The organism is Streptomyces flaveus (assembly GCF_014647675.1).
Taxonomy (GTDB): domain Bacteria; phylum Actinomycetota; class Actinomycetes; order Streptomycetales; family Streptomycetaceae; genus Streptomyces; species Streptomyces flaveus.
The window spans coordinates 38,305-53,428 of sequence record NZ_BMPQ01000043.1 but is presented as its reverse complement, the minus strand read 5'-3'; the positions used below and the strand labels follow the sequence as shown (position 1 = coordinate 53,428).

Here is a 15,124-nt window from a genome sequence, read left to right as displayed (position 1 = left end):
GTCCCGGTGGCGGTGGCGGCGGTTTCGCCGGTCGTCCCGGTGGTCCCGGTGGCGGCGGTGGCCGTCCCGGCTTCGGCGGTCGTCCGGGTGGTCCCGGTGGCGGTGGCGGCGCGCAGGGCGCCTTCGGCCGTCCCGGCGGTCCCGCGCGTCGTGGCCGTAAGTCGAAGCGGCAGAGGCGCCAGGAGTACGAGGCCATGCAGGCCCCGTCGGTCGGCGGCGTGATGCTGCCTCGCGGCAACGGACAGACCGTCCGCCTGTCGCGCGGTGCGTCCCTCACCGACTTCGCGGAGAAGATCAACGCCAATCCGGCGTCGCTCGTCGCCGTGATGATGAACCTCGGCGAGATGGTCACTGCCACGCAGTCCGTCTCCGACGAGACCCTCCAGCTGCTCGCCGGCGAGATGAACTACGTCGTCGAGATCGTCAGCCCGGAGGAGGAGGACCGCGAGCTGCTCGAGTCCTTCGACATCGAGTTCGGCGAGGACGAGGGCGGCGAGGAGTTCCTCGCGCCGCGTCCGCCGGTCGTGACCGTCATGGGTCACGTCGACCACGGTAAGACCCGACTGCTCGACACCATCCGCAAGACGAACGTCGTCGCGGGCGAGGCCGGCGGTATCACGCAGCACATCGGTGCGTACCAGGTCGCCACCCAGGTCAACGAAGAAGAGCGCAGGATCACCTTCATCGACACCCCGGGTCACGAGGCGTTCACCGCCATGCGTGCCCGTGGTGCCAAGTCGACCGACATCGCGATCCTCGTGGTGGCGGCCAACGACGGTGTGATGCCCCAGACGATCGAGGCGTTGAACCACGCCAAGGCGGCCGGTGTGCCGATCGTGGTCGCGGTCAACAAGATCGACGTCGAGGGTGCCGACCCGACCAAGGTGCGCGGTCAGCTCACCGAGTTCGGTCTGGTGGCCGAGGAGTACGGCGGCGACACGATGTTCGTCGACATCTCCGCCAAGCAGGGCCTCAACATCGAGAACCTGCTGGAGGCCGTGGTCCTCACCGCGGACGCCTCGCTCGACCTGCGGGCCAACCCGGAGCAGGACGCGCAGGGTATTGCGATCGAGTCCCACCTCGACCGCGGCCGTGGTGCCGTCTCGACGGTCCTGGTCCAGCGCGGCACGCTGCGCATCGGCGACACGATGGTGGTCGGCGACGCGTACGGCCGTGTCCGGGCGATGCTCGACGACAACGGCAACAACGTCGAGGAAGCGGGTCCGTCGACCCCCGTCCTGGTCCTGGGTCTCACCAACGTCCCGGGCGCCGGCGACAACTTCCTCGTCGTCGACGAGGACCGTACGGCCCGTCAGATCGCCGAGAAGCGCGCGGCGCGTGAGCGCAACGCCAACTTCGCCCGGCGCGGAGTCCGGTTCTCCCTGGAGAACCTGGACGAGGCCCTCAAGGCCGGTCTGGTGCAGGAACTCAACCTCATCATCAAGGGCGACGCGTCCGGTTCGGTGGAGGCTCTCGAGTCCTCGCTGCTCCAGCTCGACGTCGGTGAAGAGGTCGACATCCGCGTCCTGCACCGTGGTGTGGGTGCGGTCACCGAGTCGGACATCGACCTGGCGACCGGCTCCGACGCCATCGTCATCGGCTTCAACGTCCGCGCGGCCGGCCGTGCCTCGCAGATGGCGGAGCGCGAGGGCGTCGACGTCCGCTACTACTCGGTGATCTACCAGGCCATCGAGGAGATCGAGGCGGCCCTCAAGGGCATGCTCAAGCCGGAGTACGAAGAGGTCGAGCTCGGCACGGCGGAGATCCGCGAGGTCTTCCGCTCGTCCAAGCTGGGCAACATCGCCGGTGTGCTGGTCCGCTCCGGCGAGGTCAAGCGCAACACCAAGGCGCGGTTGCTGCGCGATGGCAAGGTCATCGCGGAGAACCTCACCATCTCCGGCCTGCGTCGCTTCAAGGACGATGTCACCGAGATCCGCGAAGGGTTCGAGGGCGGTATCAACCTCGGCAACTTCAACGACATCAAGATCGATGACGTCATCGCGACGTACGAGATGCGGGAGAAGCCCCGCGGATAACACGGGTGCCTGAGGTTGGCCGGCGGGGTTCCGCCGGCCAACCTTCCCGTTTCCTGGGGGCTCCGCTCCCAGACCCCCGTATCGGCCTGAACGGCCTCGTCCTCAAACGCCGGACGGGCTGAGTGATGCCGGACTTGGCTGCACAGTTCAGCCCAGTCCGTGCAATATCAGCCCCTCCGGCGTTTGAGGAGCGGGGGTCCGGGGGCTGGCCCCCGAAACGGGGTCCGGGGCGGAGCCCCAGAAAGACGGGACGGGTAAGGGCGGCGGGGGCGAAAACCCCGTCGAGCCGAACCGGCCCCCCGTTGTACCGTTCTCGACGTCCCTGCCAAGAGCTTGGCGGGTCATCTACCCCGTACCGGCGGGACATCCGGACACACACATGTACGTGGGGACTCTGTCCTTCGATCTGCTCCTCGGCGACGTACGGTCGCTGAAGGAGAAGCGTTCCGTCGTCCGGCCGATCGTGGCGGAGCTCCAGCGCAAGTTCGCGGTGAGCGTGGCGGAAGTGGGCGATCAGGACCTCTACCGGCGGGCCGAGATCGGGCTGGCGGTGGTCTCGGGAGACACGGGGCATCTGACGGACGTACTGGACCGGTGCGAGCGCATGGTCGCCGGCCGGCCGGAGGTGGAGCTGCTGTCCGTACGACGGCGGCTGCACGGCGACGACGACTGACCGTGCACGACGATGAACTGTGCACGCGGACACCCGCGGCACACGCGGAACAGGCAAGAAAGAGGGAGACGGACCAGTGGCCGACAACGCGCGGGCGAAGAGGCTGGCGGACCTCATCCGAGAGGTGGTGGCCCAGAAGCTGCAGCGCGGGATCAAGGACCCGCGGCTCGGTACCCACGTCACCATCACGGACACCCGGGTCACCGGGGATCTGCGGGAGGCGACCGTCTTCTACACGGTGTACGGGGACGACGAGGAGCGGGCGGAGGCGGCAGCCGGCCTGGAGAGCGCCAAGGGCGTGCTCCGCTCGGCCGTCGGGGCTGCGGCGGGCGTGAAGTTCACGCCGACCCTGAGCTTCGTGGCGGACGCCCTGCCGGACACCGCCAAGACCATCGAGGACCTGCTCGACAAGGCACGGGCCTCGGACGCGAAGGTGCGCGAGGTCTCGGCCGGCGCCAGCTTCGCGGGTGACGCGGACCCGTACAAGAAGCCGGACGAAGAGGACGAGACGCCAGAGACGGACGGCGACGCCCCGGCATGACCCAGAAGAACAACCGGACGCCCGACGGCCTGGTCATCGTCGACAAGCCGTCGGGCTTCACTTCGCACGACGTGGTCGCCAAGATGCGCGGGATCGCGAAGACGCGCCGCGTCGGACACGCCGGAACCCTCGACCCCATGGCGACGGGCGTCCTCGTCCTCGGCGTGGAAAAGGCGACCAAGCTTCTCGGCCATCTCGCGCTGACCGAGAAGGAGTACCTGGGCACGATCCGGCTCGGGCAGACGTCCGTCACCGATGACGCCGAAGGTGACATCACGGCCTCCGCCGACGCCTCGGGTATCGCCCGGGACGCCATCGACGCCGGGATCGCCGAGCTCACCGGCGACATCATGCAGGTGCCGTCCAAGGTCAGCGCCATCAAGATCGACGGGGTGCGCTCGTACAAGCGGGCCCGCGAGGGCGAGGACTTCGAGATCCCGGCCCGGCCGGTCAAGGTCTCCTCCTTCTCCGTGTACGACGTCCGGGGCGCCGTCGCCGAGGACGGTACGCCCGTACTGGACCTGGTCGTCTCGGTGGTCTGCTCCTCGGGGACGTACATCCGTGCGCTGGCCCGCGACCTCGGCGCCGGCCTGGGTGTCGGCGGCCATCTGACGGCGCTGCGCCGCACCCGTGTCGGCCCCTACAAGCTCGACTCCGCGCGCACGCTCGACCAGCTCCAGCAGGAGCTGACCGTGATGCCCCTGGCGGAGGCCGCCGCGGCCGCGTTCCCGCGCTGGGACGTGGACGCGAAGAGGGCGCGGCTGCTGACGAACGGGGTCCGGCTCGAGATGCCCGAGGTGTACGCGGGGGCCGGCACCGTCGGGGTGTTCGATCCCGAGGGGCGGTTCCTCGCGCTGGTGGAGGAGCAGAAGGGCAAGGCGAAGAGCCTGGCCGTCTTCGGCTGACCGGTGCTGAACCGGCGGCGTGCGGCCCGTCACAGGGCCCATGCCGATGCGGGGCGAGGGGGTGCGGCATGGCACCCTGGGACCTGCGTATGAGAGACCTGCGTATGAGGCGATCGGTACGCAGCCAATACGGACACGGGTTCTACGAGGAGCGGTCACAGTGCAGCGCTGGCGTGGCTTGGAGGACATCCCCCAGGACTGGGGGCGCAGCGTCGTCACCATCGGCTCGTACGACGGCGTGCACCGCGGGCACCAGCTGATCATCCGGCATGCGGTGGAGCGGGCACGTGAGCTGGGCGTTCCGTCCGTGGTCGTGACGTTCGACCCGCACCCGAGCGAGGTCGTGCGCCCCGGCAGCCACCCGCCGCTGCTCGCCCCGCACCACCGCCGGGCCGAGCTGATGGCGGACCTGGGTGTCGACGCCGTACTTATCCTGCCCTTCACCACCGAGTTCTCGAAGCTCTCGCCCGCCGACTTCGTCGTCAAGGTCCTCGTCGACAAGCTGCACGCCAAGGCCGTCGTCGAGGGCCCGAACTTCCGCTTCGGCCACAAGGCCGCCGGGAACGTGGCGTTCCTGACCGAGCAGGGGAAGACGTACGACTTCGAGGTCGAGGTCGTCGACCTGTACGTGACCGGCGCGGCCGGGGGCGGTGAGCCCTTCTCCTCCACGCTGACCCGACGGCTCGTCGCCGAGGGCGACGTCGAGGGCGCGCGCGAGATCCTGGGCCGCCCGCACCGCGTCGAGGGCGTCGTCGTACGCGGCGCCCAGCGCGGCCGAGAGCTGGGCTTCCCGACCGCCAACGTCGAGACACTCCCGCACACCGCGATCCCCGCCGACGGCGTCTACGCCGGCTGGCTGCACGCCCAGGGCGAGGCCATGCCCGCCGCGATCTCCGTCGGCACGAACCCGCAGTTCGATGGTACGGAGCGCACCGTCGAGGCGTACGCCATCGACCGCGTCGGACTCGACCTGTACGGCCTGCATGTCGCGGTCGACTTCCTGGCCTTCGTCCGCGGGCAGGCCAAGTTCGACTCCATCGAGGGGCTGCTGGAGACGATGGCGCAGGATGTGAAGCGCTGCCGGGAGCTGGTGGAGGCGTACGAGGGGGAGTAGGCGGCTTGTTGTACGTGGCTGGGGGCGCCCGGTGCTGGTGAGGGCACCGGGCGCCCCCGTCGACGTATCGACACACTCGACTACGGCCGCACCTGCCCCACGGCCTCCGTCCGGACGACCCGTGCCCAGTGGCAGGCCACCTGGGCCCGGCCGCCTCCGGCCAGTACCGGCAGGTCCTGTTCGCGGCAGGCATCCGCGACTGAGGCGCGTTCGGCCTCGCCGCTCGCCAGGATCTGGCAGCGGGCGTGGAAGCGGCAGCCGGAGGGGATGCGGGAGGGGTCCGGGGGTTCGCCGGTGAGGACCACCGGATCGCCGGGTGCCTCCGGCAGGACGGACAACAGGGCTTGGGTGTACGGGTGTTGGGGTGCCGTCAGGACCTGCTCCACCGCTCCTGTCTCCACGATCCGGCCCAGGTACATCACCGCGACCCGGTCGGCGATGTTCCACGCGAGGCCCAGGTCGTGGGTCACCACGAGGGCGGACAGACCGAGTTCGGTGCGCAGGCGCAGTAGAAGGGCCAGGATCTCGCCGCGTACGGAGGCGTCGAGGGAGGCCACCGGCTCGTCGGCGACGATGAGTTCGGGCTCCAGGACGAGCGCGCCCGCGATGACGACGCGCTGCCGCTGGCCGCCGGACAGTTCGTGCGGGTAGCGGAGGAAGAAACGCTCGGGAGGACGCAGCCCGGCCCGGGAGAGGGCCTCGGCGACCGCCGCCCGCTCGTCACCCGCGTACCTGTGGATACGCAGCCCTTCCGCCACAGCGTCGTACACCGTGTGCCGCGGATTGAGCGAGCCGCTCGGATCCTGAAGGACCAGCTGAACGCGTCTGCGGTACGCCTTGAGAGCCCGCGAGGAGTACTCGAGGGGCCTGCCCGCGAACGTGACCCGGCCCGCGGTCGGCGGAACGAGCCCCAGCAGCGAGCGCGCCAGCGTCGTTTTGCCGCAGCCCGATTCCCCGACCAGCGCGACGATCTCACCGGGCCGGATGTCGAGGTCGACCCCGTCGACGGCCCGGGCCTGGGCTGCGCCGTGGCGACCGGGGAAGGTGACGTGCAGGCCTTCGGCGCTGAGGAGGGGCGCCGTCCTGGAGGGCGGGGGAGGAGTGGTGCTCGTCATGGCGTACTGCTCCTCGCTTCTCCGACGGCATCTCCGGCGGGTTCTCCGGCGGGTTCTCCGACGGCTTCGCCTGCGGCGGATGAGCTGGGGGCCTCGGCCTGGGCCGACGCCGCGCCGGACTGTCCGTCTGGCCCGGCCGGCCCCGGCACCCCCACGTGGACGCACGCCGCTCGGCGTGCCGGGCCCGCGTCGCGCAGCGGCTGATCCTCCGTCGCGCACGCGTCCAGAGCCACCGAGCAGCGCGGGTGGAACGTGCAGCCGGAGGGCAGCGCGACTGGATCCGGGGGGTCGCCGGGCAAGCCGCGTGGGGCGAAACGTGAGGCGGGGTCACCGATTCGGGGGAACGCTGCCGACAAAGCCCGGGCGTACGGATGGTGGGCGTTCTCGTAGACCGACTGCGCCGGGCCTTCCTCCACCACCCGGCCCGCGTACATCACCGCGAGCCGGTCGCAGGTGTCGGACAGGACCGCGAGGTCATGGCTGATCATGATGAGGCCCAGGTCCTGTTCGGCGACGAGCTGTTCGATGAGGCGGAGGATCTGCGCCTGGATCATCACGTCGAGGGCCGTGGTCGGCTCGTCCGCGACGATCAGGCGGGGATCGCAGGCCAGCGCCATCGCGATCATGACGCGTTGGCGCTGGCCGCCCGACAGTTCGTGCGGGTACGCGGACGCGCGTGCCGCCGGAAGGCCCACGTGCTCCAGGAGTTCGCCGGCCTTCTTGCGGGCGCCCGCGGGCGTCGCCTTCCTGTGCAGCAGGATCGGCTCGGCGATCTGGTCGCCGACGCGGTGCACGGCGTTGAGCGAGTGCATCGCGCCCTGGAACACGATCGAGGCACCGGCCCACCGGACCGCCCGTACGCGCCCCCACTTCATGCCCAGCACGTCCTCGCCATCCAGCAGGATCTCCCCGGACACCCGCGTCCCGGACGGCAGCAGCCGCAGCAGCGCGAGCGCCAGCGTCGACTTGCCGCAGCCCGACTCACCCGCGAGGCCGAGCTTCTGGCCCGCGTCCACGGTGAGGTCCACCCCGCGCACGGCGGCGGCCCCACCCGCGTACGTCACTTCGAGGTCGCGTACCTCCAGGAGCCTCAACGGGCCACCCCCAGCCTGGGGTTGAGAACGGACTCGACCGCACGCCCGCACAGTGTGAACGCGAGCGCGACGATGGCGATCGCGATGCCCGGCGGGACGAGGTACCACCACTTCCCGGAACTGACCGCGCCCGCCTCCCGCGCGTCCTGGAGCAGCCCGCCCCAGGAGACCACCGTCGGATCGCCGAGCCCGAGGAACGCCAGCGTCGCCTCGGCGAGGATCGCGGAGGAGATGATCAGCGTCGTCTGGGCCAGCACCAGCGGTATGACGTTCGGCAGGACATGGCGGGACATGATGTGCCAGTGGCCGCCGCCGAGCGCCTTGGCGCGTTCGATGTACGGCCGCGACTCCACGGCCAGGGTCTGCGCGCGGACCAGGCGGGCCGTGGTCGGCCAGGTCGTGACGCCGATCGCCAGGATGATCGTGCTGAGAGAGCGGGACATCACGGTGGCGAGCGCGATCGCGAGCACCAGCGTCGGCATGACCAGGAACCAGTCCGTGATCCGCATCAGCACGGTCGCGTACCAGCCCCGGAAGTGCCCGGCGGTGATCCCGATGAGCGCCCCGATCGCCACCGAAAGGACGGCCGCGAGTAGCCCCACGAGCAGCGAGACCCGCGAGCCCCAGACCACGAGACCGAGCAGACTGCGCCCGAACTGGTCGGTGCCCAGCGGGAATTCGGCGCTCGGGCTCTCCAGCGGCCCGCCCGGCGCATCCGTCACGCTCTGCACGTCGGAGCCGATGGTCAGCGGCGCGGTCAGCGCGATCAGCGCGAAGAGCAGGAGGGCGGTCAGGCCGAAGAGCCCGGCGCGGTGTGAGCGGTACTGCTTCCAGAAGCGGGCCGCCGAGTGACGGCGGCGCTGCCGGGTGAGGGCGCGCGGACTCGTCTTCGCAGCCTGGGCCTGGTCCTGAGGAGTTGCTTCGGTTGTCATCGGCCCACCCGGGGGTCGAGCAGCGGATAGATCAGGTCGGCCAGCGTGTTCATCACGATCACCGCCGCCGCGAAGATGAAGAACAGCCCTTGGACCAGGGGAAGATCGGGCACGCTCAGTGCCTGGTAGAAGAGCCCGCCGAGGCCCGGCCAGGAGAAGACGGTCTCGACGAGGATCACACCCGCGACGGTCCGCCCGAGATTGACGAAGATCAGAGTCACGGTCGGCAGCATCGCGTTCGGCACGGCATGGCGACGGCGTACGAGATCGTCCCGAAGTCCCTTGGCCCGCGCGGTCGTCAGGTAGTCGCTGCCCATCTCGTCCAGCAGCGCGGACCGCGTGACGAGGAGGGTCTGCCCGTACTCCACCGCGACCAGCGTGATCACCGGCAGGATCAGGTGGTGGGCGACGTCGAGGACGTACGCGAAGCCCTCCTCGCCGCCCGACTCCATGCCGCCGGTCGGAAAGAGACCGGGAATCGGGCCGATGCCCACCGAGAAGACGATGATGAGCAGCAGTCCCAGCCAGAACGACGGAATCGAGTAAAGCGTCAGCGCCAGACCGGTGTTGAGCCGGTCGCCGAGCCTGCCATGGCGCCAGGCGGCGCGCGTACCGAGGAAGACGCCGAGTGCCGTGTAGAGGACGAACGCCGTGCCGGTGAGCAGCAGCGTGTTCGGCAGCGCCTCGGTGATCTTGTCGATGACGGGTGCGTTGAACTGGTACGAGGTGCCGAGATCGCCGGTGAGCGCCTTGCCGCAGTACTCCGTGAACTGCTGCCACAGCGGCAGATCGAGGCCGAACTCCCGCCGGTAGGCGGCGAGTTGCTCGGCGGACACCTGGCGCCCGCCCGTCATGTACTTCACCGGGTCGCCGGGGATCAGCCGGAAGAGGAAGAAACTGGTGACGAGGACGGCGAGCAGCGAGACGGCGGCGCCGCCCACCTTGCCCGCCACGTACCGCAGATACGCGGTTCTCGTGCGCGCTCGTGGCCCGTGGACCGACGGCCCGGCCTCGGCGGGGCCGTCGGTCTTCTCGACCAGCGAGGGTGTCGCTTCAGCGGTCATACGGTCATGGACTCTCACTCGGCTCACTGGGTGCAGGGCGGTGGGCGGGGGGCTATTCGCGGTCTTCGGCAGTGGCACGACGGCGCATCGTGAAGAACGCCCCGGCGCCCGCCAGGACCACGACCCCCGCGACGATGCCGATGATGACGCCCGCGGAGCTCGACTCTTCGGAGGCAGCCTCGCCGTCGGCGGCCGGAGTCGCCGACCACCAGCCCCAGTAGCCGTCCTGGCCGTAGATGTTCCCCGCGTCCTGAGGCATCGTCATGATCGACTCGATCTGGTCGGTGCGATAGGCCTCGACCGCGTTCGGGTACGCCATGACGTTCATGTACCCGGTGTCGTACAGCCGCGACTCCATCTGCTTGACGAGGTCCGCCCGTTTGGCGGGGTCGTACTCGGCGAGCTGCTTCTCGTACAGCTCGTCGTACTGCTTGTCGCAGATGAAGTTGTCCGTCGCGCCGGTGTCCTTGGGGGTGGCCGGGAGCGCGGCGCAGGTGTGGATGGACAGGACGAAGTCCGGGTCGGGGTTGACGGACCAGCCGTCGAAGGCGAGGTCGTACTCGCCGGCGAGCCAAGGATCGGTCACGTTGTCCAGGCAGTTGAGGGTGACGCCGATGCCGAGCTCGCCCCACCACTCCTGGAGGTACTTGCCAACTGCCTTGTCCTGGGGGTCGGTTGCGTGGCACAGAATGCGGTAGTTGATCGGCTTGCCGTCCTTGCCGACCCGCTTGCCGTCGGCGTTCTTCTTGTAGCCCGCCTGGTCGAGGAGTTGGCTCGCCTTGTCCGGGGCGTACGACAGTTTCTGACCATCCGTCGGCTTCCAGTGGTACGTCGAGAAGCGCGGCGGGATATAGCCCTCGCCCTCGACCGCGTGGCCCTGGAAGACCCTGTCGATGATGGTCTTACGGTCCACGGCCATGAACAGGGCCTGACGGACCTTCTGATCGAGCAGCGACTCATGGCCGTCGCCGAACTTCTCGCCGTTCTTGGCCCGCGCGCCCGGGTTGGTCGCAAGCGCGTAGAAACGGCGGCCGGGCGCATCGTTGACCTTGATGTTCTCCTCGCCCTTTAGGGACGCGGCCTGCGCCGGCGTCAGGGCGGGAGCGCCCGCGACGAAGGAGACCTCGCCCTTGCGCAGGGCGGCGACGGCGGCGTCCTGGTCCTTGTAGTAGCGGAAGACCAGCTCGTCGAACTTCGGAGCCCCACGCCAGAAGGACGTGTTGGCCTTCAGCCGTACGAAGCTGTCGGGGGCGTAGTCGGTGATGACGAACGGTCCGTTGCCGACGATGGGGAACGTCTTGTCGTTGTTGAACTTCGAGAAGTCGCCGACGTTCTCCCACACGTGCTTCGGCACTATCGGCACGTCCAGCGCGGCCATCGTGGCCTGCGGCTTCTTCAGTTCGATGACGAGCTTGGTGGGGCTCGGGGCAGTGACCTTGCGGAAGTTCGCGACGAAGCTGCCGTTCGCGGTGGCCGCGCCCTCGTCGGTCATCATCTTGTTGAACGTCCACGCCGCGTCCTCGGCGGTGGCCTGCTTGCCGTCCGACCACTTGGAGTTGTCCCGGATCGTGTACGTCCAGGTGAGCTTGTCGGCGGACGGCTCCCACTTGGTGGCCAGGCCCGGGACCGCGTGGTTGTCCTTCGGGTCGTAGTTGGTCAGGTACTCGTACATGAGCCGGTGAATGCTCGTACTGACCAGCCGCGTCGCCAGGAAGGGGCTGAGTGAGTCGACGCTCTGGGCTACGGCGACGGTGAGGACGTCCTTGCCGTCGTCGGCCGCCGCCTGGGCGCGCTGGGGTGCCGGGTTCAGGGGGGTGGTGAGGGCGGCTGTGAGGGTGAGGGCGGCGGTGGCCGCGGCCAGGAGGAGGCGGATGGGGCGGAGGGAGCGGACGGGGGTGAGTTTGGTTCTGTCGTACTGGCTGTACCGGTCGTGGGTGTCCATGGCTGCTGACCTCGCTGACCTCGCGTCATCACCGGCAGTTTGGTGTGCGTGTCTATCAGTGGCGATCGGCGTGCGTCAACGGTGGGAACACCCCATGTGGCCTGCGGAAATAACGAGTTGACGCGGATTTGACGACCATAGGTTCAGACCGGTGAAAGGGGCCTGGTAGCAGCCTGGCGGTGGGGATCGGGCGGGGATCGGGGCTGGTGTGAGGGTGTTTCGGGGGTCGTGTGGTGGGGTCGGTGTCGGGACGTCCGCGGGCGGATATGGGCGTACGCGAAGAGCCCGCGCCGTTGGGGAACGGGGCGGGCTCTTCGCGTGGAACCGGGGGTGGGATTCGGCCGATTGGGTTACTGCGGGGGTGGGGGTGGTGGGGTTTGGCCCTGGTTCTGGCCCTGACCCTGGCCTTGGTTTTGCCCCTGTCCCTGTCCCTGGTCTCCCTGGGGTGGCTGGTGCGGTTGGAATGGCTGACCCGGCTGGAACTGCTGGCCCGGGGCGGGGGGTTGGAACGGGGCGCCCGGTTGGGGGTGCGCGGGGTGGCCAGGGTGGCCGGGCTGGGGTTGTGTGGGTGCCGGGCCGCCGGGGTGCGGCTGAGGCGGTTGTCCTGGCTGGGGCTGGGGCTGGGGCTGGGGCTGGGGCTGTGCGGCCTGGCCGGGCTGCGGGAATCCGTAACCGCCGGGCTGGGGCGGTGTCGGTCCGCCCGGGTGGGGCTGCCAGCCCTGGGGTGCGCCGGGGTGGCCCGGTTGCGCGGGCGGCTGGGGGTAGCCGCCGGGCTGGGCGCCAGGCTGGGGCTGGGTACCGGGGTGAGGGCCGGGCTGGTGACCGGGCGGGGGTTGGGCACCCGGCTGGTGGCCGGGTTGGGGCTGCGCGCCGGGCTGTTGCGGGTACGGCTGGCCGCCCGGCTGACCCGGGTGCTGGGGATATGCCTGGCCCGGCTGGGGCATGGGCTGCTGGCCCTGCGCCGGGGCCTGGCCAGGGACGTGCTGGCCCGGCAGGGGCGGCGCGGCGACCGGCGGCGGGTTGCCGTCCGATGTCCACAGGCCCTGCGACTGCTGGTGCCGCGCGATGTCCTCGGCGACCAACGCCGAGAGGTTGAAGTACGCCTCGCGCACCTTCGGCCGCATCATGTCGAGGTCGACCTCGGCACCGGCCGCCAGATGCTCGTCGAACGGCACGACGATCACGCCACGGCACCGTGTCTCGAAGTGGCTGACGATGTCGTCCACCTTGATCATCTTGCCGGTCTCACGCACTCCGGAGATGACGGTGATGGACCGCGACACCAGGTCGGCGTACCCGTGGGCGGACAGCCAGTCCAGCGTCGTACTGGCGCTGCTCGCACCGTCCACGGAAGGCGTCGAGACGATGATGAGCTGGTCGGCGAGGTCAAGTACGCCGCGCATGGCGCTGTAGAGGAGACCCGTACCGGAGTCGGTCAGGATGATCGGGTACTGCTGGCCGAGCACGTCGATCGCGCGCCGGTAGTCCTCGTCGTTGAACGTCGTGGAGACCGCCGGGTCGACGTCGTTGGCGATGATCTCGAGCCCCGAGGACGCCTGCGAGGTGAACCGCCGGATGTCCATGTACGAGTTGAGGTACGGGATCGCCTGGACGAGGTCACGGATGGTGGCCCCGGTCTCGCGGCGCACGCGGCGGCCGAGCGTACCGGCGTCCGGGTTGGCGTCGATCGCGAGGATCTTGTCCTGCCGTTCGCTGGCAAGCGTGGAGCCCAGCGCGGTGGTCGTGGTCGTCTTGCCGACGCCGCCCTTGAGGCTGATGACGGCGATGCGGTAGCAGGACAGCACCGGCGTCCGGATGAGCTCGAGCTTCCGCTGCCGCTCGGCCTCCTCCTTCTTGCCCCCGAGCTTGAACCGTGAGGACGCGGCCGCTGTGCGCCCGCTCTTCGTCTTCTGCTTCTTGTTGTTGAGCAGCCGGTCCGACGACAGCTCAACGGCCGCCGTGTACCCGAGCGGCGCCCCCGGGTTCGTGGGCTGCCGCTGATCGTGCCGCACGGCCTGCGGCCAGGCGGCACCGGCACGGGGGTCGACGGGCGGCTGCCCGCCGGGCTGACCTGGCTGGCCCGGCTGGGGCATGGGCGGCTGCTGACCCTGCGGGTGCGGATGCGGTACGCCGGGCTGGTGCTGGTCCGCACCGGGCTGGGGGTTCGGCTGGTGCGGGAAGGGCTGGCCGCCCTGCGGTGGGTAGGGCTGGCCGGGGTGGGGCTGAGCATGGGGCGGCTGAGGCGCGCCCTGTGGCGTCGGCGCCGCAGGCCCGGCACCGGGCTGACCGGCACCTTGCGCCTGCTGGCCGGGCGCGGGGGTGGGTGCGGGCGACTGGGGGAACCCGTAACCGCCCTGCTGGGCGGGCGGGTTGGGCGCAGCCGGGTTGGTGGCGGCGGGTGTGCCGGGCTGTGGGAATCCGTAACCGGCAGGCTGCCCGGAGTTGTTGGGCATGCCCGGAGCCGGGTTCCCCGGCTGTGGGAATCCGTAACCTGCCTGTGGGCTGGGCGGCTGTGGCGACTGCGCCTGCTGCGGTGGCTGGGCAGCGGCGGGCGGCTGAGCAGATGGCTGCCCTGGCGTCGGAGCCGGGGGCTGACCGGCACCCTGCCCCTGCTGTCCGGGCACGGGCGGCTGCGGGAATCCGTACCCCCCCTGCTGGGCAGGCGAGTTGGGGGCAGCGGGAGTGGCAGCGGCACTTGCAGGCGTGCCGGGCTGCGGGAAGCCGCCGACGGGCTGGCCGGGCTTGTTGGGTGTCTCCGGCGCGGGGCTCCCCGGCTGGGGGAATCCGTAACCGGCCTGCTGACTGGGTGCTTGGGGCGCGGCGGAGGCGTCGGCGCCTGCGGGCGCACCGGGCTGCGGGAACCCGTAACCGGCGGCCTGCCCAGGCGTGTTGGGCGCACCTTGCGCCGGAATGTTCGGCGCCTGAGGAGCGGGGCCGTTGCCCGGCCGCGGGAACCCGTAGCCGCCCTGCGGCTGCGGCTGAGCGGAGCTGTCCTGCGGAGCCGTCGTCGCGGCACCCGGCTGCGGGAATCCGTAACCACTCTGGGCGGCCGGAGGCGCGGTCGGGCTCCCGGCCTGTGGGAAGCCGGGGTTGCCCTGCGGTGTCGGTGTCGTACCCGGGCTGCCGCCCTGCGGACTCGGTGCCGTACCAGGCGGCGTACCGAACTGCGGGAAGCCCTGAGCCCCCGCCTGCCCAGGAGCCGAACCAGCCCCGGGACCACCCGCAGCAGGCGCCGAAGGAGCGGAGTCGGCGGCCGGAGCGGGCGCAGACTCCGCATCCGCACGTTGACCCGGCACGGCAGGCGTACCCGGACCAGCAGGCCAAGCCGGAGGTGCGGGCTGCGGTGCCTGCGGCTGGAACGGCTGCTGGCCCTGCGGCGGCACCGACGGCTGCGCCGGGCCCCCTGTCTGCCCGTCGTCGCCCTGGCTGTCGTTCTCCGCAGATGCGGGCCACTGCGCCGCCGTAGCAGGCGCGGCAGGCTGATAGGCGGGCGGCAACGGCGGAAGCCCACCCTGCGGCAACGGCGGCGGAGCCCACGCCGGAGGCGCGTCCTGCACGGCATCGCCGGTCCCCGAACCAAGCCCCGGCACTACGTCCTGAGGTGCGGCGTCCTGGGGCCCCGCATCCTGAGGTTCCACGTCCGCAGGCTCATCCCGACCTGGCTGAGCGTCCTCCGGCTCGGCATCGTCGCCCGGCCGGACATCCTCG

General features: G+C 70.4%; 11 protein-coding genes. 5 read left to right on the top strand and 6 right to left on the bottom strand.

Annotated elements, in window-relative coordinates; genetic code table 11:
• The 5 genes from infB to IEZ21_RS42605 form a co-directional block, all read left to right on the top strand.
• Positions 1-2,036 (top strand): translation initiation factor IF-2 (gene infB, locus IEZ21_RS42625; protein WP_246568771.1); only part of this gene is annotated, 2,036 nt, incomplete at its 5' end.
• Between the two features lie 379 nt (positions 2,037-2,415).
• Positions 2,416-2,709, top strand: coding sequence for a DUF503 domain-containing protein (locus tag IEZ21_RS42620; protein WP_033326870.1), 294 nt, complete (start codon positions 2,416-2,418; stop codon positions 2,707-2,709).
• A gap of 76 nt (positions 2,710-2,785) precedes the next feature.
• Positions 2,786-3,250 (top strand): 30S ribosome-binding factor RbfA, encoded by a 465-nt coding sequence (gene rbfA / locus IEZ21_RS42615; RefSeq protein ID WP_033326869.1) that lies wholly within the window; start codon positions 2,786-2,788, stop codon positions 3,248-3,250.
• A complete protein-coding gene (gene truB, locus IEZ21_RS42610) occupies positions 3,247-4,155 on the top strand; it encodes a tRNA pseudouridine(55) synthase TruB (protein WP_189327190.1) in 909 nt (302 codons plus the stop codon). The genes rbfA and truB overlap by 4 nt, the downstream gene beginning before the upstream one ends.
• A 160-nt stretch (positions 4,156-4,315) precedes the next feature.
• Positions 4,316-5,269: a bifunctional riboflavin kinase/FAD synthetase gene (locus tag IEZ21_RS42605; protein WP_189327189.1), complete on the top strand. Its 954-nt coding sequence runs from the start codon at positions 4,316-4,318 to the stop codon at positions 5,267-5,269.
• 80 nt (positions 5,270-5,349) lie between these two features.
• On the opposite strand, the gene IEZ21_RS42600 is transcribed toward IEZ21_RS42605, so the two are convergent.
• From IEZ21_RS42600 to IEZ21_RS42575, 6 genes are all read right to left on the bottom strand, one after another.
• Complete coding sequence (locus IEZ21_RS42600; RefSeq protein WP_189327188.1) at positions 5,350-6,384, bottom strand: ABC transporter ATP-binding protein; 1,035 nt, start codon at positions 6,382-6,384, stop codon at positions 5,350-5,352.
• The gene (locus IEZ21_RS42595) at positions 6,381-7,478 is read right to left on the bottom strand and encodes an ABC transporter ATP-binding protein (RefSeq protein ID WP_189327187.1); all 1,098 of its coding nucleotides are present in this window, start codon (positions 7,476-7,478) and stop codon (positions 6,381-6,383) included. Before IEZ21_RS42595 ends, IEZ21_RS42600 begins: the two co-directional genes overlap by 4 nt.
• Positions 7,475-8,410, bottom strand: coding sequence for an ABC transporter permease (locus IEZ21_RS42590; protein WP_189327186.1), 936 nt, complete (start codon positions 8,408-8,410; stop codon positions 7,475-7,477). Before IEZ21_RS42590 ends, IEZ21_RS42595 begins: the two co-directional genes overlap by 4 nt.
• On the bottom strand, positions 8,407-9,474 hold the full coding sequence (locus tag IEZ21_RS42585) for an ABC transporter permease (RefSeq protein WP_189327185.1): 1,068 nt from the start codon (positions 9,472-9,474) through the stop codon (positions 8,407-8,409). The genes IEZ21_RS42590 and IEZ21_RS42585 overlap by 4 nt, the downstream gene beginning before the upstream one ends.
• Before the next feature lie 52 nt (positions 9,475-9,526).
• Complete coding sequence (locus tag IEZ21_RS42580; RefSeq protein WP_189327184.1) at positions 9,527-11,416, bottom strand: ABC transporter substrate-binding protein; 1,890 nt, start codon at positions 11,414-11,416, stop codon at positions 9,527-9,529.
• 350 nt (positions 11,417-11,766) lie between these two features.
• A complete protein-coding gene (locus IEZ21_RS42575) occupies positions 11,767-15,006 on the bottom strand; it encodes a nucleotide-binding protein (RefSeq protein WP_373302369.1) in 3,240 nt (1,079 codons plus the stop codon).
• Between the last annotated feature and the right edge of the window lie 118 nt (positions 15,007-15,124).

Coding starts and splice junctions, on each gene's coding strand:
- IEZ21_RS42590 (WP_189327186.1), bottom strand. CDS start 8,410: ATGACAACCGAAGCAACTCCTCAGGACCAGGCCCAGGCTGCGAAGACG.
- IEZ21_RS42620 (WP_033326870.1), top strand. CDS start 2,416: ATGTACGTGGGGACTCTGTCCTTCGATCTGCTCCTCGGCGACGTACGG.
- truB (WP_189327190.1), top strand. CDS start 3,247: ATGACCCAGAAGAACAACCGGACGCCCGACGGCCTGGTCATCGTCGAC.
- IEZ21_RS42600 (WP_189327188.1), bottom strand. CDS start 6,384: ATGACGAGCACCACTCCTCCCCCGCCCTCCAGGACGGCGCCCCTCCTC.
- IEZ21_RS42580 (WP_189327184.1), bottom strand. CDS start 11,416: ATGGACACCCACGACCGGTACAGCCAGTACGACAGAACCAAACTCACC.
- IEZ21_RS42585 (WP_189327185.1), bottom strand. CDS start 9,474: ATGACCGCTGAAGCGACACCCTCGCTGGTCGAGAAGACCGACGGCCCC.